24 protein-coding genes are annotated in these 24,509 nt (G+C 55.8%); 14 read left to right on the plus strand and 10 right to left on the minus strand.

What is annotated here, in order from left to right; translation table 11 throughout:
- Positions 1–92: 92 nt before the first annotated feature.
- Entirely contained in the window at positions 93–2,633 is a 2,541-nt protein-coding gene (gene mrcB, locus QMG90_RS17475; protein ID WP_283280888.1) for a bifunctional glycosyl transferase/transpeptidase, read from the minus strand.
- A 75-nt stretch (positions 2,634–2,708) separates the two neighbouring features.
- Positions 2,709–5,150, minus strand: coding sequence for an ATP-dependent helicase HrpB (hrpB, locus tag QMG90_RS17480; RefSeq protein ID WP_283280889.1), 2,442 nt, complete (start codon positions 5,148–5,150; stop codon positions 2,709–2,711).
- Between the two features lie 72 nt (positions 5,151–5,222).
- Here hrpB and thpR point away from each other — a divergent pair, with 72 nt between their 5' ends.
- The 9 genes from thpR (at position 5,223) to panD (ending at position 12,206) form a co-directional block, all read left to right on the plus strand.
- Positions 5,223–5,753, plus strand: coding sequence for an RNA 2',3'-cyclic phosphodiesterase (thpR, locus tag QMG90_RS17485; protein WP_283280890.1), 531 nt, complete (start codon positions 5,223–5,225; stop codon positions 5,751–5,753).
- 13 nt (positions 5,754–5,766) lie between these two features.
- Positions 5,767–6,471, plus strand: a complete 705-nt coding sequence (gene sfsA, locus QMG90_RS17490) for a DNA/RNA nuclease SfsA (protein WP_283280892.1) — start codon at positions 5,767–5,769, stop codon at positions 6,469–6,471.
- A 176-nt stretch (positions 6,472–6,647) separates the two neighbouring features.
- Positions 6,648–7,103: an RNA polymerase-binding protein DksA gene (gene dksA / locus QMG90_RS17495; RefSeq protein ID WP_007749299.1), complete on the plus strand. Its 456-nt coding sequence runs from the start codon at positions 6,648–6,650 to the stop codon at positions 7,101–7,103.
- A 57-nt stretch (positions 7,104–7,160) separates the two neighbouring features.
- Positions 7,161–8,051, plus strand: a complete 891-nt coding sequence (gluQRS, locus tag QMG90_RS17500) for a tRNA glutamyl-Q(34) synthetase GluQRS (protein ID WP_283280894.1) — start codon at positions 7,161–7,163, stop codon at positions 8,049–8,051.
- A gap of 66 nt (positions 8,052–8,117) precedes the next feature.
- Positions 8,118–9,512, plus strand: a complete 1,395-nt coding sequence (gene pcnB / locus QMG90_RS17505; protein ID WP_283283993.1) for a polynucleotide adenylyltransferase PcnB — start codon at positions 8,118–8,120, stop codon at positions 9,510–9,512.
- The gene (folK, locus tag QMG90_RS17510) at positions 9,509–9,988 is read left to right on the plus strand and encodes a 2-amino-4-hydroxy-6-hydroxymethyldihydropteridine diphosphokinase (protein WP_283280895.1); all 480 of its coding nucleotides are present in this window, start codon (positions 9,509–9,511) and stop codon (positions 9,986–9,988) included. The genes pcnB and folK overlap by 4 nt, the downstream gene beginning before the upstream one ends.
- Before the next feature lie 65 nt (positions 9,989–10,053).
- On the plus strand, positions 10,054–10,845 hold the full coding sequence (gene panB / locus QMG90_RS17515; RefSeq protein ID WP_283280896.1) for a 3-methyl-2-oxobutanoate hydroxymethyltransferase: 792 nt from the start codon (positions 10,054–10,056) through the stop codon (positions 10,843–10,845).
- 11 nt (positions 10,846–10,856) lie between these two features.
- Entirely contained in the window at positions 10,857–11,708 is an 852-nt protein-coding gene (gene panC, locus QMG90_RS17520; RefSeq protein ID WP_283280897.1) for a pantoate--beta-alanine ligase, read from the plus strand.
- Between the two features lie 117 nt (positions 11,709–11,825).
- On the plus strand, positions 11,826–12,206 hold the full coding sequence (panD, locus tag QMG90_RS17525; protein WP_038155586.1) for an aspartate 1-decarboxylase: 381 nt from the start codon (positions 11,826–11,828) through the stop codon (positions 12,204–12,206).
- Between the two features lie 10 nt (positions 12,207–12,216).
- On the opposite strand, the gene QMG90_RS17530 is transcribed toward panD, so the two are convergent.
- The 4 genes from QMG90_RS17530 to QMG90_RS17545 form a co-directional block, all read right to left on the minus strand.
- Positions 12,217–13,464 carry a polysaccharide deacetylase family protein gene (locus tag QMG90_RS17530; protein WP_283280900.1) on the minus strand — a complete coding sequence of 416 codons (1,248 nt, stop codon included), beginning with the start codon at positions 13,462–13,464 and terminating at the stop codon, positions 12,217–12,219.
- Between the two features lie 62 nt (positions 13,465–13,526).
- Positions 13,527–13,967 (minus strand): PTS sugar transporter subunit IIA, encoded by a 441-nt coding sequence (locus tag QMG90_RS17535; protein WP_283280901.1) that lies wholly within the window; start codon positions 13,965–13,967, stop codon positions 13,527–13,529.
- A 54-nt stretch (positions 13,968–14,021) separates the two neighbouring features.
- Complete coding sequence (locus QMG90_RS17540) at positions 14,022–14,792, minus strand: ABC transporter permease (protein ID WP_054178397.1); 771 nt, start codon at positions 14,790–14,792, stop codon at positions 14,022–14,024.
- Positions 14,789–15,715 (minus strand): ABC transporter ATP-binding protein, encoded by a 927-nt coding sequence (locus QMG90_RS17545; RefSeq protein ID WP_283280903.1) that lies wholly within the window; start codon positions 15,713–15,715, stop codon positions 14,789–14,791. Before QMG90_RS17545 ends, QMG90_RS17540 begins: the two co-directional genes overlap by 4 nt.
- Positions 15,716–15,821: 106 nt before the next feature.
- Between QMG90_RS17545 and can the strand changes: the two genes are divergently transcribed.
- Entirely contained in the window at positions 15,822–16,484 is a 663-nt protein-coding gene (gene can, locus QMG90_RS17550) for a carbonate dehydratase (protein WP_038155591.1), read from the plus strand.
- A 24-nt stretch (positions 16,485–16,508) separates the two neighbouring features.
- On the opposite strand, the gene hpt is transcribed toward can, so the two are convergent.
- Entirely contained in the window at positions 16,509–17,045 is a 537-nt protein-coding gene (hpt, locus tag QMG90_RS17555; RefSeq protein ID WP_283280904.1) for a hypoxanthine phosphoribosyltransferase, read from the minus strand.
- Positions 17,046–17,250: 205 nt separating this feature from the next.
- Here hpt and QMG90_RS17560 point away from each other — a divergent pair, with 205 nt between their 5' ends.
- Positions 17,251–19,641 carry a glucose/quinate/shikimate family membrane-bound PQQ-dependent dehydrogenase gene (locus QMG90_RS17560; protein ID WP_283280906.1) on the plus strand — a complete coding sequence of 797 codons (2,391 nt, stop codon included), beginning with the start codon at positions 17,251–17,253 and terminating at the stop codon, positions 19,639–19,641.
- 38 nt (positions 19,642–19,679) lie between these two features.
- Here QMG90_RS17560 and cueO read toward each other — a convergent pair whose 3' ends face one another.
- Positions 19,680–21,149, minus strand: a complete 1,470-nt coding sequence (gene cueO, locus QMG90_RS17565; protein WP_283280907.1) for a multicopper oxidase CueO — start codon at positions 21,147–21,149, stop codon at positions 19,680–19,682.
- A 146-nt stretch (positions 21,150–21,295) separates the two neighbouring features.
- Between cueO and QMG90_RS17570 the strand changes: the two genes are divergently transcribed.
- The 3 genes from QMG90_RS17570 to speD all read left to right on the plus strand — a co-directional run bounded on the left by QMG90_RS17570 (position 21,296) and on the right by speD (position 23,405).
- On the plus strand, positions 21,296–21,643 hold the full coding sequence (locus tag QMG90_RS17570) for a YacC family pilotin-like protein (RefSeq protein ID WP_054178391.1): 348 nt from the start codon (positions 21,296–21,298) through the stop codon (positions 21,641–21,643).
- A 95-nt stretch (positions 21,644–21,738) separates the two neighbouring features.
- Complete coding sequence (gene speE, locus QMG90_RS17575) at positions 21,739–22,596, plus strand: polyamine aminopropyltransferase (RefSeq protein ID WP_283280909.1); 858 nt, start codon at positions 21,739–21,741, stop codon at positions 22,594–22,596.
- 14 nt (positions 22,597–22,610) lie between these two features.
- Complete coding sequence (gene speD / locus QMG90_RS17580) at positions 22,611–23,405, plus strand: adenosylmethionine decarboxylase (protein ID WP_283280911.1); 795 nt, start codon at positions 22,611–22,613, stop codon at positions 23,403–23,405.
- Between the two features lie 46 nt (positions 23,406–23,451).
- On the opposite strand, the gene QMG90_RS17585 is transcribed toward speD, so the two are convergent.
- A complete protein-coding gene (locus QMG90_RS17585) occupies positions 23,452–23,697 on the minus strand; it encodes a DUF2543 family protein (protein WP_283283994.1) in 246 nt (81 codons plus the stop codon).
- A 41-nt stretch (positions 23,698–23,738) separates the two neighbouring features.
- Positions 23,739–24,503 (minus strand): DeoR/GlpR family DNA-binding transcription regulator, encoded by a 765-nt coding sequence (locus tag QMG90_RS17590; RefSeq protein ID WP_283280913.1) that lies wholly within the window; start codon positions 24,501–24,503, stop codon positions 23,739–23,741.
- Positions 24,504–24,509 lie beyond the last annotated feature (6 nt).

Raw genomic sequence — 24,509 nt, forward strand, 5'->3', positions numbered from 1 at the left:
TAACCGGAGTGTTGTTAAGGAGTTAGGAGAGGGTTAAATCGGGGACCATGAAACGCCCTCTCCCCGGTAGAGAGAGGGCGCGCGGTGTGGCGTTAATCGCCGCCAAACATGTCTTTGATCCAGCCTGCGACGCCGTCGCTTTTTTCCTGCTGCTGCGGCTGTTGCTGCTGTTGTTGCGGCGGCTGTTGAGGCTGCTGCTGCGACTGGTTAAACGGGTTACCCGGCTGCTGTTCCTGCTGCGCCTGGCTCTGCTGGCACAGCGCATCCGGGTTTGTCGTCCAGACCGGCAACGTGCGCATACCGCCGCCACCGCAGACAAAGTAACCGTTATCATCCACGCCCATATCAACGATATCTTCCGGCGGGGTCAGATTCAGCGGGATCGGCGACTGATTTGCCAGATAGCGCTGGTAAATCGACATCGCACCGCTGGCACCGTACAGCTTCGTCGGCTGGTTGTTGTCGCGGCCAACCCAGGTGATCACCACTTCACGCCCGTCGATACCGGCAAACCAGGTGTCGACGTTGTTGTTGGTGGTCCCGGTTTTACCCGCCAGATGCAGGCCCGGATATTTCGCGCCCAACTGACGACCCGTACCGCGCTGCACCACCTGCTGCATGGTCCACAGCGTCATGTACGCCGCCTGTGCCGGTACCGCGCGTTCTGCCTGCGGATAGCTCTGATAGAGCACCGTGCCGTCTTCGGCAATCACTGAGCGCAGCGCGGAGAGGCTGGCGCGGTTACCGCCGCTGGCGATGGTCTGGAACGCCTGCGCCACTTCGATTGGCGTCAGGTTCAGCGCACCCAGCAGCATCGCCGGTACCGCGTTCAGTTGATCTTTCGGCGCACCCAGTTTCAGCCAGGTGTCGGTCACCGCAGGCAGACCCAGCGCCATCCCGAGGTTGACCGTCGGCACGTTCATGGAACGGGTCAGCGCATCCACCAGCATTACCTGACCGCTGTAGCGATGGTCATCGTTCTGCGGCGACCAGGTCTGGCCGTTTGACAGGCGAATGGAGACGGGCGCATCGGCAATCCAGGTGTTCAGGCGGTAGAGATTCGGCTGGCTCAACGCGGTCAGATAAGTCGCCGGTTTCGCCAGAGAACCAATTGAACGGCGCGCCTGCATGGCACGGTTGTAGCCCGCAAACTGCGGCTCCGCCCCACCGATCATCGCCCGGACTTCACCGCTAAAGCGGTCAACGACCACCATCGCGGTTTCCAGATCGCTCAGCTTGCGCTGTTTCTTCAGTTCCGGGATCCCGTCGGTCGCCGCTTTTTCAGCCGCATCCTGCGCGACCGGGTCAAAGGTGGTGAAAATCTTCACGCCGGAGAGATCTTTCACCTTATCACCCAGCTTCGCCTGCAACTCCTGACGAACCATCTGCATAAACGCAGGCTGTGGTGAAATCACGCCGCCGCGTGGCTGAACCCCCAGCGGACGGGCACTCAACATGTCGTACAGCTCCTGGTCGATCACGTTCTGCTGTTGCAGCAAACGCAGTACCAGATTACGACGCTCCAGCGCCAGTTTCGGGTTACGCCACGGGTTATAAATCGACGCCCCTTTAACCATCCCCACCAGCAGCGCCTGCTGGTCGAGGCTCAGCTCTTCCACCGGACGACCGAAATAGTACAGGCTCGCCAGCGGGAAGCCGCGGATTTCATTGTCGCCGCTCTGACCGAGATAGACTTCGTTCATGTACAGCTCAAGGATGCGATCCTTGCTGTAACGTGCGTCCATGATCAGCGCCATATAGGCTTCGTTCGCCTTACGCCAGTAAGAACGCTCACTGGAGAGGAACAGGTTTTTCACCAGCTGTTGCGTCAGCGTACTGGCACCCTGGACCGTCCGCCCGGCGGTCAGGTTAGCCAGCACCGCACGACCGATAGAGTACAAGCTGATGCCGTCATGCTCGTAGAAGTGACGGTCTTCGGTGGCCAGCAGCGTATCGACCAGCAGATCCGGGAAGCCGTTACGCGGCACAAACAGGCGCTGTTCGCCGTTAGGCGAGGAGAGCATGGTGATGAGTCGCGGATCGAGACGGAAGAACCCGAACTGACGGTTGTTGTCAATGTTGGTGATGGTCGAGAGGTGATCACCCTCAAAGGTCAGACGCGCACGCACCTGCCCCTCTTTGCTGTCCGGGAAGTCAAACGGACGGCGGATCATCTCAATACTGTTCGCCTGCACAGTAAACTCGCCAGGGCGCGTCATTGCCGTCACCTGACGGTACTGCGTGGCTGTCAGCAGTCGCACCATTTCGTTTTTACTGACCGGCATGTCGGGCTCAAGGTTGACCATTCGGCCATACACCGCCGCCGGCAGTTGCCAGACTTTACCGTCGATACGGCTACGAATTTTTTGATCAAGATAGACGCCATAAATGGCAACCAGCACCGCAAGGACGATGCAAATCTTCACCAGCAGCCAGAACCAGCCGCGTTTACCACGAGGCTTACGCCCTCTGCCTCTCCCCTTACGCGGCATCGGCTCTTCATCCTCATCGTCGTAGTCATCGTACTCGTCGTCATACTCCTCTTCCCGAAGTCGACGACGACTTATCTTTTCTTTTGCCGGACGCGCGGGTCTCCCCTTTCGTCCTATCGGCTCGCGGTCATTCCCCGCCATGCTTTCTCTCCGCATTTTTCAGGCGTAATGGCCTGATTCTCTTGTCTTTCACCCGCAGGTGAAAGAAGAAATCTCTCAATTTTTGGTCTGTGAATATTTCTTCGTTCGCCGGGTAGGCACCGCATTCGCAGGGTCGTCTGGCCATACGTGCTTTGGATAGCGCCCTTTCATCTCTTTTTGCACATCACGATATGCCCCCTGCCAGAACGCGCTGAGATCGCGCGTGATCTGCAACGGTCGCTGCGCAGGCGACAGGAGCTCAAGCACCAGCGCAATGCGCCCCTGAGCAATCGTCGGCGTTGCTGCTTCGCCGAACATCTCCTGCATCCTCACCGCCAGCGCCGGGGGATTTTCGTCGTGATAGCGGATGGCAATCCGGCTTCCGGTCGGCACAGTGTAATGCGCTGGCAGCTCACTATCCAGTTGTTGACGTAATGACCACGGCAACAGGTTTTGCAACGCCGTGTGAAGATTGAGGGCTTTCAGCGCCCGCAGCGAGTGTACGCCCTGCATTTGCGGCAGTAGCCAGCTTTCCAGTGACGCCAGCAACGACGCGTCATCGACCGCCGGCCACGGCTGTTCCGGCAGCCATTTTGCCGCGCAATGCAGGCGCAACCGATACTGTTCCGCCTCCGGAGTCCAGTTCAGGACCGCCAGGCCTTTATCGCGAATGCCGTTCAGCATGGCCTGATGCAACTCTTCTTCAGACGGCTTCGCCAGCGGCTGGACTTTGACCACCAGTTCGCCGATGCGCTGGCGACGCCAGGCTTTCAGCGTGCCCTGCGCGTCGTCCCATTCGATGGTATCTGACTGCTGCAACAGCCACGGACAGCGGGCGATCAACGAGTCGATATCCAGCGGCAGCGCCTGCAGAATGCGCGCGTCCGGCGACTGACTGCCCTGTAACAGCAGCGGCGCAATCAGCCACTCATGACGACTCAACGCGTCATCAGCGTCCAGCATCGCGCCCATCCCGTTCGCCAGTTGGTATCGACCTTCCTGACCACGTCGGCGGGCAATCCTGTCAGCAAAAGCGCGCGCCAGTAGCGGCGCCAGCGCGCCAATGTCGGCGTTTCCACCTGTCGTCCCCAGACGCTGGCTGAGCTGTCGGGCGCGCTGCTGCCAGTTGGGCTGATGACGCGAAAACGCATGACTGAGATCGCTGCCGCTGTTGCGCGGCGGCTCTTCCAGAATCGCTGCGGCTTTCGCCGCCGTCGCCACGTCGTCGCGCCCGTCAGCCGCCACCAGCATTGCCGCCAGCCGCGGATCATTCCCCAGCGCGGCCATACGTTGCCCGCGCGGCGTTAACCGTTCTCCCTCCAGCGCCTGTAACTGAGTGAGCAACCGGCGCGCGGCGGCCAGGTTACTGGCTGGCGGAAGGTCGAGCCAGCAAAGTTCCGCCGGATCGGCACAACCCCACAGCAGGAGATCCAGCAACAGCGCGGAAAGATCGCTTTGCAGGATCTCCGGTTCACTCTGCGCCGCTGCCCGCTCCGCCTGTTCTTTGCCAAGCAGATGCAGGCAGATTCCCGGTTCCAGACGCCCGGCGCGTCCGGCGCGCTGGGTCATTGAAGCCTGGCTGACGCGCTGCGTGACCAACCGCGTTAACCCCGTCCGGGCATCAAACCGTGCAACCCGCTCCTGCGCGCAGTCAACCACCAGGCGGATCCCTTCGATAGTCAGACTGGTTTCGGCAATGTTCGTCGCCAGTACCACTTTGCGTATGCCTGCCGGGGCAGGAAGAATTGCTTTTCGCTGCTCGCTCAGCGGCAGCGCGCCATATAGCGGGCACAGCAACGTATCACCGGCGACGCGCGAAGCCAGTTGTTCCTGAACGCGCTGGATTTCACCGACGCCCGGCAGAAACAGCAGCAGCGAGCCAGACTCCGCACGCAGCAGTTCGGTGGTGGCGATGGCGACCGCTTCATCAAAACGTTGATGCGCCGCCAGCGCCTGATAGCGCCGCTCCACCGGGAACGCGCGCCCTTCGGAAACAATCACTGGCGCGTCAGGCAACAGCTGTTGCAGCCGCACGTTATCCAGCGTTGCGGACATGATCAATAATTTGAGGTCTTCGCGCAGCCCCTGCTGGACATCCAGCAGCAGCGCCAGCGCCAGATCCGCCTGCAGGCTGCGCTCGTGAAATTCATCGAGGATCACCAGCCCCACGCCGCTGAGCTCGGGATCATGCTGAATCATGCGCGTGAGGATCCCTTCGGTGACCACTTCCAGCCGCGTTGTCGGCCCGACGCAGCTTTCGGCGCGCATCCGGTAACCAACTGTTCCGCCAGGTTGCTCGCCCAGCAGTTCCGCGAGCCGCTGCGCAACGTTGCGCGCCGCCAGTCGGCGTGGCTCCAGCAGGAGGATTTTGCCCGTGATCACACCCTGTTCCAGCAGTTGCAGCGGCAGCCAGGTAGATTTCCCTGCACCGGTCGGCGCATTGAGTAAGACCTGCGGCGCATGGTTCAGCGCCTGAAGAAGTTCGGGAATGACAGCGGCAACCGGCAATGAGGACACAAAAGCTCCGAAGGGTTAACATTCAGGGTCATGCATTGTAGCATCGCGATAAATCATTACCGAGTACCCATCATGTCTGAGCCGAAAAGGCTGTTTTTTGCCCTTGAATTACCGGGCGATATTCAGCAGCAGATAATCCACTGGCGCGCGGCACAATTCCCGCCGGAAGCCGGGCGGCCGGTCGCGGCGGCAAACCTGCACCTGACGCTGGCGTTTCTCGGCGATGTCAGCGCAGAAAAACAGCGTGCACTGACGGCGATGGCCGGACGCATTCGCCAGCCAGGGTTCACCCTGCATCTGGACGACGCCGGGCAGTGGCTGCGTTCACGGGTGGTCTGGCTCGGCACACGCCAGCCGCCGAGAGGACTGTTGCAGTTAGCCAGCCTGCTGCGCTCGCAGGCGGCGCGAAGCGGCTGTTACCAGAGCCCACAACCCTTTCATCCGCACATTACGTTATTGCGTGACGCCAGCCATGCGGTGAAAATCCCGCCACCAGGGTTCCACTGGCCGGTGCCAGTGAGCGAATTTGTGCTGTACGAGTCAACATTTTCGCAGGGGCGAACGCGTTATACTGCGCTGGAGCGTTGGGCGTTAACAGAATAATCAGGAAACAAAGATGCAGTTCATTCCTAAATTACAATCTGCCACGTTGATAAAACGCTATAAACGCTTTCTGGCGGATGTGGTCACCACTGAGGGAACAGTAATAACGCTCCATTGCCCAAATACCGGGGCAATGACAGGATGTGCAACGCCGGGGGATACCGTGTGGTATTCCACCTCGGATAATATTAAACGTAAATACGCTCAGACCTGGGAATTAACACAAACTCAGCACGGCGCTTTTATTTGCGTCAATACATTACGGGCGAACGCGTTGGTCAAAGAAGCGATTCAATCCGAAATTATTCCTGCACTTCGCGGATATACTGTATTGAAAAGTGAAGTGAAATACGGCGCAGAGCGCAGTCGTATTGATTTTATGTTACAAGCAGAGAATAGACGAAACTGCTATATTGAAGTGAAATCGGTTACGTTGGCGGAAAATGAGAACGGTTTTTTCCCGGATGCCGTGACGGAAAGGGGTCAAAAGCATCTCCGGGAGCTGATGAGCGTGGTGTCAGAAGGCGATCGTGCCGTCATTTTTTTTGCGGTACTTCACTCAGCCATCACCTGTTTTTCACCCGCGCGCCACATCGATGCTAAATACGCGCAACTATTGAATGAGGCACAAAGCACAGGGGTGGAAATTCTGGCTTATAAAGCGGAACTTTCTGCCGATATTATGACTCTGAGTGAGCCGATACCCGTGGTGTTATAGCGTGGTAAACCGCTGAACAATAAGTGTGCTGGTCGCGTGCGCAAATACGCTTTTCCTCACAGGGTTGTCAAGTGTAACGTTTAGATAATTGCTATCCGGAAAAGCATCTGCTATTTATAGCGGCCTGATTTTTCCCCCAACATGGGGATCGATAGTGCGTGTTAAGGAGAAGCAACATGCAAGAAGGGCAAAACCGTAAAACATCGTCCCTGAGTATTCTCGCCATCGCTGGGGTGGAGCCGTATCAAGAGAAACCGGGCGAAGAGTATATGAACGAAGCCCAGCTGGCGCACTTCAAGCGCATCCTTGAAGCATGGCGTAATCAACTCAGGGATGAAGTCGATCGTACTGTTACACACATGCAGGATGAAGCTGCTAACTTCCCGGATCCGGTTGATCGCGCCGCGCAGGAAGAAGAGTTCAGCCTCGAACTGCGTAACCGTGACCGCGAACGCAAGCTGATCAAAAAGATCGAAAAAACGCTGAAGAAAGTCGAAGACGAAGATTTTGGCTACTGCGAATCCTGCGGTGTTGAAATCGGGATTCGTCGTCTGGAAGCGCGCCCGACGGCCGATCTGTGCATCGATTGCAAAACGCTGGCTGAAATTCGCGAAAAACAGATGGCCGGTTAATTCCAGCACTGTATACCATCCAAAGGCGGGAGTTTCTCCCGCCTTGTAATGACTGATATGTCTGAATCTCACTATATTGGGCGCTTCGCGCCATCTCCCTCCGGTGAATTACACTTCGGCTCGTTAATTGCCGCGCTTGGCAGTTACCTTCAGGCCCGCGCTAATCACGGTACCTGGCTGGTACGTATCGAAGATATCGATCCCCCTCGTGAAGTTCCCGGTGCCGCAGAGACCATTCTGCGCCAGCTGGAACATTACGGTCTGCACTGGGATGGCGAGGTGTTATGGCAGTCGCAACGCCACGGCACCTACCACGCCGCGCTGGACTGGCTTGCACAGCAAGGGCTCAGCTATTACTGCACCTGCACCCGTGCCCAAATCCACAGCATGGGCGGGATCTACAACGGTCACTGCCGCGATTTACATCTCGGCCCGCAAAACGCTGCCCTGCGTCTGCGCCAGCAACAACCGGTACTCCAGTTTTACGATAAACTTCGGGGAGAGATCGTCGCCGACGAGGCGCTGGCGCGGGAGGATTTTATTATTCATCGCCGTGACGGGCTTTTCGCCTATAACCTGGCGGTGGTGGTTGACGACCATTTTCAGGGCGTTACGGAAATCGTGCGCGGGGCCGATCTGATTGAGCCCACCGTGCGGCAGATCTCCCTCTACCGCCATTTTGGCTGGCAAGCGCCGGACTACATTCATCTGCCGCTGGCGCTGAATAGCGACGGCAATAAGCTGTCCAAGCAGAACCATGCGCCCGCGCTGCCGGAGGGCGATCCGCGTCCTGTGTTAATCAACGCTTTACAGTTTCTTAATCAGGATATAGTAAAAGAATGGCAGGATTTGAGCGTTGAGGAACTGCTGAAAAATGCAGTGGCTAACTGGAAGCTTTCGACAGTACCGGAAATCCAGCATTCTCAAACGCGTTTGGCTGAGCTATGATTAGCCGCTATTTTTTGTCCGAAACCTGACTTTTCGTTTTTCGATACTACACAACCGAGGTGCAATATTTTTACCCGAGTCGCTAATTTTTGCCGTAAGGTGCTAAGCCGTGAGGAGAGCGAGGCAGAAATCGTCGTCGCCAGACCTAAAATGACGGTTATCCCGCGTGAGCAGCATGCTATTTCCCGCAAAGATATCAGTGAAAATGCCCTCAAAGTTCTCTATCGACTGAACAAAGCGGGCTATGAAGCCTATCTGGTCGGCGGCGGCGTGCGTGATTTGCTGTTGGGCAAAAAACCCAAAGATTTCGACGTCACGACCAGTGCGACGCCCGACCAGGTGCGCAAACTGTTCCGCAATTGCCGCCTCGTGGGCCGCCGTTTTCGCCTGGCGCACGTGATGTTTGGCCCTGAAATCATCGAAGTCGCTACCTTCCGTGGTCACCACGACGGCAGCCCGATCGACCGCACCACCTCGCAGCGCGGCCAGAATGGCATGCTGTTGCGCGATAACATTTTCGGCTCCATCGAAGAAGATGCCCAGCGTCGCGACTTCACCATCAACAGCCTGTATTACAGTGTGGCAGATTTCACAGTACGTGATTACGTCGGCGGCATGCAGGATTTGAACGATGGCGTGATCCGCCTGATTGGTAACCCGGAAACCCGCTATCGCGAAGATCCGGTGCGTATGCTGCGCGCCGTGCGTTTTGCCGCGAAACTTGGGATGAATATCAGCCCGGAAACCGCCGAGCCGATCCCGCGTCTTGCCACGCTGATTAACGATGTGCCGCCCGCGCGCCTGTTTGAAGAGTGTCTGAAGCTCCTGCAAGCAGGTTATGGATTCGAAACCTGGCGTTTATTGTGTGAATACAGCCTGTTCCAGCCGCTGTTTCCGACTATTACCCGTTACTTTACTGAAAACGGTGATAGCCCAATGGAACGTATCATCGCCCAGGTTCTGAAAAATACCGATACCCGCATTCATAATGAGATGCGCGTGAACCCGGCTTTTTTGTTCGCGGCAATGTTCTGGTATCCGCTGCTGGAAATGGCGCAGAAAATTGCGCAGGAAAGCGGTCTGGCCTATTACGACGCCTTCGCGCTGGCCACCAACGACGTGCTGGACGAAGCCTGCCGTTCCATCGCCATTCCGAAACGCATTACCACGCTGGTGCGTGATATCTGGCAGTTGCAGTTGCGTATGTCGCGTCGTCAGGGCAAACGCGCCTGGAAGCTGATGGAGCATCCGAAATTCCGCGCGGCTTATGATCTGCTGTCGTTGCGTGCAGAAGCGGAGAGCAGCGCCGAACTGCAACGCCTGACGCAATGGTGGGGCGAGTTCCAGGTGGCCGCACCGCCTGAGCAGAAAGATATGCTGACCGATTTAGGCGATGAACCCGCTCGCCGTCGTCATCGTCGCCCGCGCAAGCGAGCACCACGCCCGGGTAGCAGCGCGTGACCACAGTCTGGATCGCCATTGGCAGTAATCTGGCGTCGCCGCTGGATCAGGTTAACGCGGCGATCGCAGCACTGGGAGAGATCCCCGACAGCCGCATCGTCGCCCTCTCCTCTTTCTATCGCACCCCGCCACTCGGACCGCAGGATCAACCCGATTACCTGAACGCCGCCATCGCGCTGGAAACCTCGCTGTCACCGGAAACGCTGCTCGACCATACCCAACGCATTGAACTGCAACAAGGCCGCGTGCGTAAAGAAGAACGCTGGGGACCACGGACGCTCGATCTCGATATCATGCTGTTCGGCGATCGTGTTATTCAGACCGAACGGCTCACCGTTCCCCATTACGACATGAAAAACCGCGGTTTTATGTTGTGGCCGTTGTTTGAAATTGCTCCCGATCTCACTTTTCCTGATGGCACACCACTTGCCGTTGCGCTGAAATCACTCAATAGCGCACAACCTGCCCACTGGTAAACTTGTCCCCCTGATGGTTGCTGTTACAATGCCGCAAGAATCGGCTTTTGCTATCAGGAAACGCAATGAAACCAACCACCATTTCCCTGTTGCAGAAATGCAAACAGGACAAGAAACGCTTCGCGACCATCACCGCGTATGACTACAGTTTTGCGAAACTGTTTGCCGACGAGGGGATTAACGTCATGCTGGTCGGCGACTCGCTGGGAATGACGGTCCAGGGGCATGACTCCACGTTGCCAGTCACGGTCGAAGATGTGGCGTATCACACCCGCGCGGTACGTCGTGGCGCGCCTCGCTGCCTGCTGCTCACCGATCTGCCGTTTATGGCCTACGCCACGCCGGAACAGGCGTTTGAAAATGCCGCGACGGTAATGCGCGCCGGGGCGAATATGGTCAAAATTGAAGGCGGCGCCTGGCTGGTGGAGACGGTAAAAATGCTCACCGAGCGCGCCGTGCCGGTATGCGGGCACCTCGGCCTGACGCCGCAGTCGGTCAACATCTTCGGCGGTTATAAAGTGCAGGGGCGCGGCGATGCGGCACAGGTGCTGTTTGATGACGCGCTGGCGCTGGAAGCGGCTGGCGCGCAGTTGCTGGTGCTGGAGTGCGTACCGGTAGAGCTGGCGAAACGCATCACTGAGGCGTTACAGATTCCCGTGATCGGCATCGGTGCAGGCAATGTCACCGACGGGCAAATTCTGGTAATGCACGACGCATTTGGCATTACCGGCGGCCATATTCCGAAATTTGCCAAAAATTTCCTTTCTGAAGCGGGCGACATGCGCGCCGCGGTACGGCAGTATATTGCTGACGTTGAGTCCGGGGTGTATCCGGGCGAAGAACACAGTTTCCATTAAGGAGTTTTGTTGTGGTGATAATCGAAACCCTCCCGCTGCTGCGTCAGCATATCCGCAGACTGCGCCTGGAAGGCAAACGTATTGCGCTGGTTCCGACGATGGGCAACCTGCACGATGGTCATATGAAACTGGTGGATGAAGCGAAAGCGCGCGCGGACGTGGTTGTCGTCAGTATTTTTGTTAACCCGATGCAGTTTGACCGACCGGACGACCTGGTGCGCTACCCGCGCACGTTGCAGGAAGACAGCGAAAAGCTGAACAAACGCAAAGTCGATGTGATTTTCGCCCCGGCACCTGCCGATATCTACCCGCACGGTACCGACACACAAACCTACGTCGATGTGCCCGGCCTTTCGACCATGCTGGAAGGCGCCAGCCGTCCGGGCCATTTTCGTGGCGTCTCCACGATTGTCAGCAAGCTCTTTAACCTGGTACAGCCGGACGTCGCCTGCTTTGGCGAGAAAGACTTCCAGCAACTGGCGCTGATCCGCAAAATGGTGGCCGATATGGGCTACGACATCGAGATTGTCGGCGTGCCGATCGTCCGTGCTAAAGATGGTCTGGCGCTGAGTTCCCGCAACGGTTATCTCACCGCGGCCGAGCGTAAAATCGCGCCGGGACTGAGCAAAGTCATGAACAGCATTGCGGAAAAACTGCAGGCCGGGGAGCGTGATCTCGACGAGATGATCGCCCTTGGCGAGCAGGAGCTGAACGAAAAAGGGTTCCGCAGCGACGAAGTGCAAATCCGCGATGCCGATACCCTGCTGGAACTGACTGAAAGCAGTAAACGGGCGGTGATTCTGGTTGCCGCCTGGCTTGGACAGGCGCGTCTTATTGATAATAAACAGGTTGAGCTGGCGTAGTAGACACCGATTAAAAATCGGGCAATACTGCGCGCATACAGGTTCCGGGAATAACTCCCTTTTACCCTGCCCTCTCTTACGGGAGAGGGTAATGCATGATGATTAAAGGTAGACGTAATGATTCGCAAAATGCTGCAAGGTAAGCTTCACCGTGTGACAGTGACTCAGGCCGACCTGCACTATGAAGGTTCCTGCGCCATTGACCAGGATTTTCTCGATGCGGCAGGTATTCTTGAAAACGAAGCGATTGATATCTGGAACGTGAACAACGGCAAACGCTTCTCCACTTATGCCATTGCGGCCGAGCGCGGTTCTAAAATCATTTCTGTTAACGGTGCGGCAGCGCACTGCGCAGATGTGGGCGATATTGTGATTATCGCCAGCTTCGTCATGATGTCCGACGAAGAAGCCCGTCGCTGGCAGCCGAAAGTGGCCTACTTCGACGCTGGCAACGAAATGAAGCGCACCGCAAAAGCGATTCCGGTGCAGGTCGCCTGACCGCTCTCCACTACCCTTGCGGCTGATTGCTGATCAGCCGCGACATGGTTTCCAGCGAATCCGTTCTTAAAATATACAAACGCTTCAGTAAGAACGGATTATCCCCCGGCTTCACCTTCCCTTTCACCGTCGTCACCGCCATATGAAAACCGGCGTCGTTTGCCGCCTTAATCGCGTTGTTGTTGTAGCCGCCAAAGGGGTAAGAAAGATACAGCACATGCGGGTTAAACTGCGCCAGTGAACGGCGGGAGCGGGCAAAATCAAACAGAATGTTGTGATAACTGCGACTCAGCAAAATCGGGTGACGGTTTCCATCAACGCGGTGCAGGAAATGAGTATGCGACTGCACATCAAAGACGTCCTCAATGCCACGTAATTCGGAAACGCTCATAAACTGCAGCGATTTCGGATCCCATTTCTGCGGATGGCGCTTTATGCGCGACGAGATAATAAACGCCGTGGCTTTAAAACCGTACGGCTTGAGCACCGGGTAAGCATAACGGCTGACCGATTTCAGGCCGTCATCGAAGGTGATCACCACCGAACGCGCCGGCAGGTTCATTTTGTTACGGACATAACCTTCCAACTGATACATCGTCAGCGTGGTATAACCCTGATCACGCAGCCAGGTCATTTGGTTACTGAACGCACGCACCGAAGTGGTGGTCGAGGTGTGACGAAAGCGCGTGTTTTCTTCATCACGCAGAATGTGGTGGTAGGTGAGCACCGGAATGCCGTTATCTTCCTGCGCATCCAGGCTGCTGATCCACGCCAGCCGGTTACCAATGCGGATCTGATACCAGGTCTGGTTCAGCCGGTCTTTCAGTTTGCTGATGACCGGATATCGCAGGTTGTCCGCCAGCACGCCAAACGGCGCGCTACCGGTATCCGGCGCGTTATAGACCGGCGTGTCCCGCCAGGTGAGCAGGTTCTGATTACTGAGCGGCTTGTTCAGATCACCGAGGGTATCTTCAACACGCTGATGCCCTTGTACCGGCTCCAGATGTTCTTTATCGATAAACCCGGTGCCAAAACCAAAGCTGAATTCGTAATAGTCAGCGGCGCCCGGCACCACTGCGAGAATTTGCCCGGCCCGCACGTTACCGACCGTCACCACGTTATTGCCGATCTGCGCCCAGATGGTGGCATCTTCCGTCGTTTGCATATATCGGGCAGGCAGCCGCTGTTGATTGATGAGGCTGGCGGAGGCGCTGCTGGTAATGAACAGCAGGAATACGAGAAAAACGCGAGTGAACATGCGTGAAAACCGGAGCAAGGAAACTGTTGTTATTGTAACAAAAGACCAATCAATACCAATGGTTAATTGTCATACAGGTCATGGAGTAAAACGAAAGGCGGATTTTTTTGCTGCTGATGCCAGAGGCTGCTGACTTCTGCACCGCCACTGCTCACAATGGCTTCCCGGAAGGCTTCGCTGCTCAGCGTTCCGCGCAGAGGATACATTCGCTCCAGTAATGAATAGCTGACGCCGGAGATAACTTCACAGTGGTTGTGTTTGTGGCTCATTAACGCGGCGACGCGATAAGGCGCAGCACCGGGGATATCAGTGAGAAAAATAACACCGTCGCCGGAATCGGCACTGTGCAACGCATCGCACATCATCCGGCTGAGCATATTGGCGCTCAGTCCTCGCCAGTAGTTGACGGCCTGACACTGCACCAGCGGACCAAATTTTTTTTCCAGCCGCTCGCGCATGTCTTCTGCCTGGTCGTCATGGCAGGCAATGACCCAACCTAGCATTTTCTTCCCCTTCAGAAACACGCCCGGCGGGCATCAGCACCGCCGGGCGTGGGATCAACTGCGCAACCCACGGCCACGCTGAATCAGATACCAGCACAGCAGGTAGAATGCCACGATAAAAATCACCAGTACACCCACCGTGGTAAACAGCGGCACGTCGGTAATGCCGAGGAAACCAAAACGGAACCCGCTGATCATATAGACGATTGGGTTCAGGTGCGACAGCGCCTGCCAGAACGGCGGCAGTAGCGTCAGCGAGTAGAACACCCCGCCAAGGTAGGTCAGCGGCGTCAGCACAAAGGTCGGGATCAGGCTGATGTCGTCAAAGGTTTTCGCAAACACCGCGTTCAGTAGCCCCGCCAGCGAAAAGAGGATCGCCGTTAACAGCAGCGTCAGCGCGACAAACACCCACGAATGCACCTGGAACGGGACGAAGAACAGCGACACCGCCGTAACCAGGATCCCCACGCACAGACCACGCGCCACGCCGCCGCCGACATAACCGGCGATAATAACGTGAGTCGGTACCGGCGCCACCAGCAGTTCTTCAATGTTGCGCTGGAACTTGGCGCTGAAGAACGACGAGGCCACGTTGGCGTAGGCGTTGGTGATCACCGCCATCATGATCAACCCCGGCACGATAAACTGCATGTAGGTGAAGCCATGCATCTCACCAATCCGGGAACCGATCAGATTACCAAAGATGATGAAATACAACGTCATAGTAATCACCGGCGGCACCAGCGTCTGTATCCAGATGCGCATAAAGCGCTGAATTTCTTTCGTCCAGATGCTTTTCAGCGCGACCCAATAAAGCTGCATCATACTTGTTCTCCCTGTTTTTCATTCACCAGCGAGACAAACAGCTCTTCCAGACGGTTCGCTTTGTTACGCATACTTAATACCTGAATCCCCTGCGCGCTCAGTTGGCTGAACACGCTGTTAACGCCCTGCTCACGCAACACTTCCACCTCCAGCGTGGAGGTATCCACCAGTCGGTACTGATACCCTTCCAGCACCGGAAGCGGGCTTTTCGGCGCCAGATCGAGAATAAACGTTTCTGATTTCAGTTTTGACAACAGCGCTTTCATGGAGGTGTTTTCCACCAGCGCGCCATGCTGAATGATGCCGATGTTGCGGCACAGCATTTCGGCCTCTTCCAGATAGTGCGTCGTTAAAATGATCGTCGTGCCCTTATCATTGAGATCCTTCAGAAAGCCCCACATTGAGCGGCGCAGCTCGATATCGACCCCGGCGGTGGGCTCGTCGAGGATCAGCAGTTTTGGCTCGTGCATCAGCGCGCGAGCGATCATCAGGCGGCGCTTCATCCCACCGGATAACATCCGCGCACGTTCGTTGCGTTTTTCCCACAGATCGAGCTGTTTCAGGTATTTTTCGCTGCGGATAACCGCTTCTTTGCGCTCAACGCCATAATAACCCGCCTGGTTGACCACAATCTGCTGAACGGTTTCGAACGGGTTGAAGTTAAATTCTTGCGGCACCAGCCCCAGCTGGCGTTTCGCATTGACGACGTCTTTGTCGAGATCATAGCCAAAGACGCTCACTTCACCGGCGCTCTTGTTCACCAGCGAGCTGATGATGCCGATGGTGGTGGATTTCCCCGCGCCATTCGGCCCCAGGAGCGCATAGAAGTCGCCGGCTTCGACGGTCAGATCGATTCCCCGCAGCGCCTGGACGCCGCCCGGATAGGTCTTTTTAAGCTGCTTAAGTTCCAGTGCAATGGTCATTAAATATCTCTTATCAAGTTGTGACACTCGATGCATGGTTTTAAAAAGTCAGGAGTTGACCTATATTAGCGCAACGCACTAACTCGGTTACAGGTCGTTAACCTCCATGAAAGATATAGATACACTCATCAGCAATAATGCACTATGGTCAAAAATGCTGGTGGAAGAGGACCCCGGTTTTTTTGAGAAACTGGCGCAAGCGCAGAAACCGCGCTTTCTATGGATTGGATGTTCCGATAGCCGCGTTCCCGCTGAACGCCTGACAGGGCTTGAGCCGGGTGAACTCTTTGTTCATCGTAACGTTGCCAACCTTGTTATCCATACTGACCTTAACTGTCTCTCCGTCGTCCAGTACGCGGTGGATGTGCTGGAAGTCGAGCATATCATCATTTGTGGTCACTACGGCTGCGGCGGTGTACAGGCAGCAGTTGAAAACCCGGAACTGGGGCTTATCAATAACTGGCTGCTGCACATCCGCGACATCTGGTTTAAACACAGCTCGCTGCTGGGCGAAATGCCGCCTGAGCGCCGTCTGGATACCCTGTGTGAGCTGAATGTGATGGAGCAGGTTTATAACCTGGGTCACTCCACCATCATGCAGTCCGCCTGGAAACGCGGCCAGAAGGTCACGATTCACGGCTGGGCCTACGGCATTCACGATGGCCTGCTGCGCGATCTGGACGTCACGGCCACCAACCGTGAAACCCTTGAGCAGCGTTACCGCCACGGGATTTCCAACCTCCAGCAGAAACACCACAACCACAAATGACAAAAGGCCCCGAGGGGCCTTTTTTTATTCGTCCAGCAACACCACTTTGCCGACGTAGGGCAGATGGCGATAATGCTGCGCGTAGTCGATACCGTAACCGACCACGAACTCATCCGGGATCGAGAAGCCGATAAATTCTACCGGCACGTCCACTTCACGACGCGAAGGTTTGTCGAGCAATGTGCAGATCGCCAGTGATTTCGGTTCACGCAGGCGCAGGATCTCGCGTACTTTCGACAATGTATTGCCGGAGTCGATGATATCTTCGACGATCAGCACATCTTTGCCACGGATATCTTCATCCAGATCTTTCAGGATTTTCACGTCGCGGGTTGACGACATGCCGCTGCCGTAGCTCGACGCTGTCATAAAATCGACTTCATGTGATACCTGCACTTCGCGGCACAGGTCAGCCATGAACATAAATGAACCGCGTAACAACCCCACCAGCACCATGTCGCTGCCGCTATTTTTGTAGCGCTCAGTAATCTGACGACCCAGTTCGGCGATACGCGCTTTGATCTCCGCTTCCGGGATCATCACTTCAACAGTATGTTTCATAAAACTAACCATCTGATTTTGGTAGTAAATCACTCAACACCGCTACGTTAAGCACCAGCATTGATCAGCAAGGCACGCAGTATACCAGCAAATCGATTTATACGGTGTATGCGATCACAAAGCTCGATTTGTGATTCCGATCACACTTGTTAACTCCTATAATTAGTTGCTACTAAAAAATTAACGACTTTGCAGGTGTCTTTCTATGGCAGAAACAAAATATCAACAATCGCGACTCCTTGTGAGGCTAACGGCGCTCTTCGCGGCCTTTTGTGGTCTCTATCTACTTATCGGAGGGATATGGTTAGCCGCGATCGGGGGTTCGTGGTACTACCCGGTTGCTGGTCTGGTCATGCTGGCCGTGACGGTGATGCTGTGGCGTCGTCAGCGTTCGGCGCTGTGGCTGTATGCGGCATTGTTACTCGCGACCCTGATCTGGGGCGTATGGGAGGTCGGCTTCGATTTCTGGGCACTGACGCCACGCAGCGATGTTCTGGTCTTCTTCGGCATCTGGCTGATCCTGCCATTTGTCTGGCGTCGGCTGATTGTCCCTTCCACGGGTGCCGTGACGGCGCTGGTCATCGCGCTGCTGATAAGTGGCGGGATCCTGACCTGGGCGGGCTTTCACGATCCGCAGGAAATCAACGGCACGCTGAGCACTGACGTCACCCCTGCTGCGCCGATTTCACAGGTTGCCGATCAGGACTGGCCGGCTTACGGGCGTAATCAGGAAGGGCAGCGCTATTCGCCGCTGAAACAGATTAACGCCGACAACGTTAAGCAACTGAAAGAGGCCTGGGTCTTTCGCACCGGTGATCTGAAACAGCCGAACGATCCCGGTGAAATCACCAATGAAGTCACGCCGATTAAAGTCGGCGACACGCTGTTTCTCTGTACCGCCCACCAGCGTCTGTTTGCGCTGGATGCCGCAACCGGGAAAGAGAAATGGCACTTTGATCCTCAGCTAAATGCCAACCCGACCTTCCAGCATGTGACCTGTCGCGGTGTTTCTTATCACGAAGCCACGCCAGAGAACGCCCCGGCGGATGTGGTGGCTAACTGCCCGCGCCGGATCATTCTGCCGGTGAATGATGGCCGCCTGTTTGCCATTAACGCCGAAACCGGCAAGCTGTGCGAATCCTTTGCCAATAAAGGGATCCTCAACCTGCAGACCAACATGCCGATCACCACGCCAGGCATGTATGAACCCACATCCCCGCCGATCGTGACCGATAAAACCATCGTGATCGCCGGTGCGGTAACGGATAACTTCTCCACGCGTGAACCGTCGGGCGTGATCCGCGGCTTCGACATTAACACCGGTGACCTGCTGTGGGCCTTCGACCCGGGCGCGAAAGATCCCAACGCCATTCCGACCGATGAGCACCACTTCTCGCTAAACTCGCCGAACTCCTGGGCACCTGCCGCCTACGATGCGAAGCTGGATCTCGTTTACCTGCCGATGGGCGTGACCACGCCAGATATCTGGGGCGGTAACCGCACGCCGGAACAGGAGCGTTTTGCCAGTTCCATTGTGGCGCTGAATGCCACCACCGGTAAGCTCGCCTGGAGCTACCAGACCGTTCACCACGATCTGTGGGATATGGATATGCCTTCCCAGCCGACGCTGGCGGATATCACCGTTGGCGGCAAAACCGTACCGGTGATTTATGCGCCAGCGAAAACCGGGAATATCTTTGTTCTCGACCGTCGTAACGGCGAGCTGGTGGTGCCGGCACCAGAAAAACCGGTTCCACAGGGCGCGGCAAAAGGCGACTACGTGACCAAAACGCAGCCGTTCTCCGAGCTGAGCTTCCGTCCGAAGAAGGATCTGACCGATAAGGACATGTGGGGCGCCACGATGTTCGATCAACTGGTGTGTCGCGTGATTTTCCACCAGATGCGCTATGAAGGCATTTTCACGCCGCCGTCTGAACAGGGTACGCTGGTCTTCCCTGGCAACCTCGGTATGTTTGAGTGGGGCGGGATTTCCGTCGATCCGAACCGCCAGGTGGCGATCGCTAACCCGATGGCGCTGCCGTTTGTGTCGAAGCTGATCCCACGCGGTCCGGGTAATCCGATGGAGCAGCCGAAAGATGCGCAGGGTACCGGTTCAGAATCCGGCATTCAGCCGCAGTACGGCGTCCCGTATGGCGTAACGCTGAACCCGTTCCTGTCGCCGTTTGGTCTGCCGTGTAAACAACCGGCCTGGGGTTACATTTCCGCACTGGATCTGAAAACCAACCAGGTTGCATGGAAAAAACGCATTGGTACCCCGCAGGACAGCATGCCGTTCCCGATGCCGGTTCCGGTCCCGTTCAATATGGGGATGCCGATGCTGGGCGGTCCGATTTCCACCGCCGGTAACGTGTTGTTTATTGCGGCCACCGCTGATAACTATCTCCGTGCGTACAACATGACTAACGGGGAAAAACTGTGGCAGGCGCGTCTGCCTGCGGGCGGTCAGGCTACACCGATGACCTATGAAGTGAATGGCAAGCAGTACGTTGTCATCTCAGCAGGCGGTCATGGTTCGTTTGGGACGAAGATGGGCGACTATATTGTCGCGTATGCGTTGCCGGACGACGTGAAATAATGTGATGCCCGGTAAGCGCCGCTGCTTACCGGGCTTTTTTATACCGTAAACCCCAACATCATTCCGGTGTCTTCGTGTTCTAACAGATGACAGTGCGCCATATAGGCGAATTCCTTCGGCGCGTCATGGTTAAATTTCACCAGCACTTCGCTGACATTTCCTTCGACTTGCACCATATCTTTCCAGCCGGAACGATGCGCCGCAGGCGCTTTACCGTTCTCAGACAGAATGCGGAACTGCGTCCCGTGGATGTGGAACGGGTGCAGCATCATGTCGCCTTTGCCGGAGATCACCCAGCGCTCATACTGCCCTTTCGCCGCGGCAAACATCGGTTTATCCATTTCAAAGGCCACACCGTTAACCTTATTGGCATTATGGAAATCAAAACCTTTGCCGCTGTGATCCATCGACCCCATATGGCCCATCATGTCGAGCATCGGATCCATAGACAGTTGCAGGGTACGCTGCGTCATCCCGTCCAGCGATGGCAGCGCGGGCATGCGGGTTAACGTATCCGGCAAAGTGCCGGACGCCGGGATCACCAGCGGCTGGATGCGCATCACCGGGTGCGCGTCATCAAACGGCGCAATCGCCATGCCCATTTGATTGACCGGCAGCGTGACCAGATCAAACGCTCTGGCGTCGCTGATATCCACCAGCACTTCAAAACGTTCTCCTGGCAACACCGGCAGTTCTGTCACTTTCACCGGTTCCGGCAGTAACCCCCCGTCGCTGGCAATGACGTACAGCGGTCGGTTATCACTGGTGGCGAAATTCAGCATCCGCGCGTTGCAGCCGTTGAGCAGACGCAGACGCAGCCAGCCTTTCGGCGCGGAATGCTGCGGATAGATGGCACCGTTAGTCAGCAGCGTATTGCCGACCCAGCCGACGGCCGCGCTCATGATGTCGAGCTGATAATCAATTTGCCCGTTGGCGTTAAATTTCTTGTCCTGCACGATCACCGGCACGTCATCAATGCCCCACTGTTTCGGCAACAGCAGCTTGCGCAGTTCGTTGTCTTCTATCAGCACCAGCCCGGCGAGCCCCATCGCCACCTGACGCCCGGTTTTGCCATGTTGATGTGGATGGAACCAGCAGGTCGCCGCACGCTGCGTCGGCGTAAAGGTGACCGTGCGCGTTTCGCCGGGTTTGATGATTCCCTGCGGGCCGCCATCTACTTCGCCAGGCACTTCCAGCCCGTGCCAGTGCAGTGTAGTCTCTTCGCTGAGCTGATTATGAATATCCACCGTCACCGCTTTTCCCTGACGCAGTTGCAGCGCAGGGCCGAGCAGGTTGCCGTTATAGCCCCAGGTGGTGGCTAAATGCGGGCCAAACTGTGTTTTACCAGCCTGAACGTTGAGGGCAATGCGGCTGGTGGCGTCGGCGGTCAGCAGGTCGGGGATCGGCAGCGCGGGGCGATCGGCGGCAAACGCAAATCGGCTCCATGCCGGTAATGCACTGGCGACGCCCACGGCGGCGGTGAGTTTTATAAAGTCACGGCGATGCATTTTTTTACTTCCTTTTATTTTTATGGTGAATAATTAAGCTTACCCCTTTCCCTTGCGGCAAGGTCAAGCAGAAAGATAGCAAGAAACAGCGGCGAGTCCCTGGGAAGTATGCTAACGTTGAACTTCCACGAATTAAGGTAGAACCCATGAAGATGTTTTTCAGAACACTGGTGCTTGGCAGCCTGCTTGCCCTCTCCTGCAACAGTTACGCGTTAAGCGAATCCGAAGCAGAAGATATGGCTGACCTGACCGCCGTCTTTGTGTTCCTGAAAAATGATTGTGGTTACCAGAACTTACCGAATGGTCAGATCCGCCGGGCGCTGGTGTTTTTCGCCCAGCAGAACCAGTGGGATTTGAGCAACTACGACACCTACAATATGAAAGCCCTCGGTGAAGACAGCTATCGCGATCTGAGCGGCATCAGCATTCCTACCGCCAAAAAATGTAAAGCGCTGGCGCGCGATTCATTAAGCCTTCTTGCCTACGTGAAATAATCCTCTGATGAAATAATGACCGTGCATCCACGGTTATTGTTGGCTATCATGTTGCGCCCATTTTGAAGGGGTGTTAACAAAGGAGGTATCTGTCGATGACCGAGAAAAACGTGTGGCACGAAACCCTGCACGACCAGTTTGGTCAATACTTTGCCGTTGATAACGTCTTGTATCACGAGAAGACCGACCACCAGGATCTGATCATCTTCGAAAACGCGGCGTTTGGCCGTGTGATGGCGCTGGATGGTGTGGTGCAGACCACCGAACGCGACGAATTTATCTATCACGAAATGATGACCCACGTTCCGCTGCTGGCCCACGGTCAGGCGAAACACGTGCTGATCATCGGCGGTGGCGACGGCGCAATGCTGCGTGAAGTCTCCCGCCACAAAACCGTTGAAACCATCACGATGGTGGAGATCGACGCCGGCGTGGTCTCGTTCTGCCGCCAGTATCTGCCGAACCATAACGCTGGTAGCTATGACGATCCGCGTTTCAGGCTGGTGATTGATGACGGCGTCAATTTCGTCAACCAGACTCGCCAGACATTTGATGTGATTATCTCGGACTGTACCGATCCTATCGGTCCTGGTGAGAGCCTGTTTACGTCTGATTTTTACGAAGGCTGCAAGCGCTGCCTGAACCCTGGCGGCATTTTTGTCGCTCAGAATGGCGTGAGTTTTCTGCAGCAGGATGAAGCCATCGACAGCCATCGCAAACTGAGCCACTACTTCCGCGACGTGAGCTTTTACCAGGCGGCGATCCCGACCTATTACGGCGGCATCATGACCTTCGCCTGGGCGACAGACAACGGTGCGCTGCGCCATCTTTCCACCGAAATCATCCAGGCGCGCTTTCACAGCTCCGGTCTGAAATGCCGCTATTACAATCCCAGCGTGCATACGGCTGCCTTCGCCCTGCCACAATACCTGCAAGACGCACTCTGCTTCTAAGGAGATGATAAAAATTGAAAAAGCTAAAACTGCATGGCTTTAACAACCTGACCAAAAGCCTGAGTTTTTGTATTTACGATATCTGCTATGCCAAAACAGCGGAGGAGCGCGATGGTTATATCGCCTATATCGACGAACTCTATAACGCCAACCGTCTGACCGAAATCCTGTCAGAAACCTGCTCGATTATCGGTGCCAATATTCTCAACATTGCCCGCCAGGATTATGAACCTCAGGGCGCGAGCGTCACCATTCTGGTGAGCGAAGAGCCCGTCGACCCGACGCTTATCGACACCACCGAACACCCGGGACCGTTGCCTGAAACGGTGGTTGCTCATCTTGATAAAAGCCATATCTGCGTGCATACATACCCGGAAAGCCACCCTGAAGGCGGTCTTTGTACCTTCCGTGCGGATATTGAAGTATCTACCTGCGGCGTAATTTCGCCGCTCAAGGCGCTGAATTACCTGATCCATCAGCTGGAATCGGACATCGTGACCATCGATTACCGCGTGCGTGGTTTTACCCGTGACGTCAACGGTATGAAACATTTTATTGATCACAAAATTAATTCGATTCAGAACTTTATGTCCAACGACATGAAGGCGCTGTACGACATGGTGGATGTGAACGTTTACCAGGAAAACATCTTCCATACCAAAATGTTGCTTAAAGAGTTCGATCTTAAGCACTACATGTTCCATACCAGGCCGGAAGATCTGACGGAAGCCGAGCACAAAGAGATTACCGCTGCGCTGTGGAAAGAGATGCGTGAGATCTACTACGGGCGCAATATCCCGAGCGTGTAAGATTAACCCTCAGGAGCTCTGCGGAGCTCCTGAGCGAAATCAGGGCTTATTCATTTCCCCATCGATTCAGGAATTCAGCGATATCATCGATGCGTTGCGCATCAATTTCGGCTTCACTGGCCATCTCTTGCTGCGCCTCTTCGCTGATCTCTTCATTATTTCTTAAACGGGTGATCAGGAGCTGGAAATAGCGTGCCAGAGCGTCACGCTCCGACGTGTTAACAGGCTCTGCGGACTCCGTCGAATACTCATCCACGATGTCATAAAATTGCAGTGGTATTTCATTACCCATCACTCATCTCCAGGTTTATCCCAACGTCTGCTATCCGGTAATTAAGGTTGAACCAGCGTCAGGGCGACGGATTGCGCTTTCAGTTCGGCCTGCACGGCCTGCGGTAAATTAACATCGGTGATGACGTCGGTAAAGCGGCTGAGAGAGGCGACATTAAACAGAGAATGCGCGCCATATTTGCTGCTGTCGGCCAGCAACACCTTACGCTGGGCGTTAGCGATAATTTCTTGTTTCAGCCCCGCTTTGTCTTCCGTCGGTGTAGTCACCCCTTTCTCCAGACTCCAGGTGTTACAGCTCATAAAGGCGATATCGGGATAGACGCTGCGCAGCATCTTGCGGCCATATTCACCGATGCACGACTGGCTGCTGTCATCAATCCGACCACCGACAATCGTCACTTCTATCTGGCGAAACTCCGATAAAAACAGGGCGATGTGCAGATCAACGGTAATCACGCGTAACGGCAGATGCGTCAGACACTTTGCCAGTTCCAGCATCGTGGTACCGGCATCAAGCACGACGGCATCACCGGCATGCACCATGGAGGCGGCATAACGCGCGATCGCCCGTTTTTCAGCGGGGGATCGCAGTTGTTTCTCGTTAGTGGTCGGTTGCGCAGGTTCAAAGCGTCGTAACGCAACACCGCCGTGGCTGCGGCTGATCACTCCCTGTTCATCCAGTTTGATCAGATCGCGTCGGATCGTCGCCGGGGAGGCGTCAACCGCATCCACCAGTTGTTCCACGGTCACCAGCGTATGATTTTTCAAATACGCCACAATCTTATCCAGACGGTGTTGTCCTTTCATAACAGG

The organism is Trabulsiella odontotermitis (genome assembly GCF_030053895.1).
GTDB lineage: Bacteria > Pseudomonadota > Gammaproteobacteria > Enterobacterales > Enterobacteriaceae > Trabulsiella > Trabulsiella odontotermitis_C.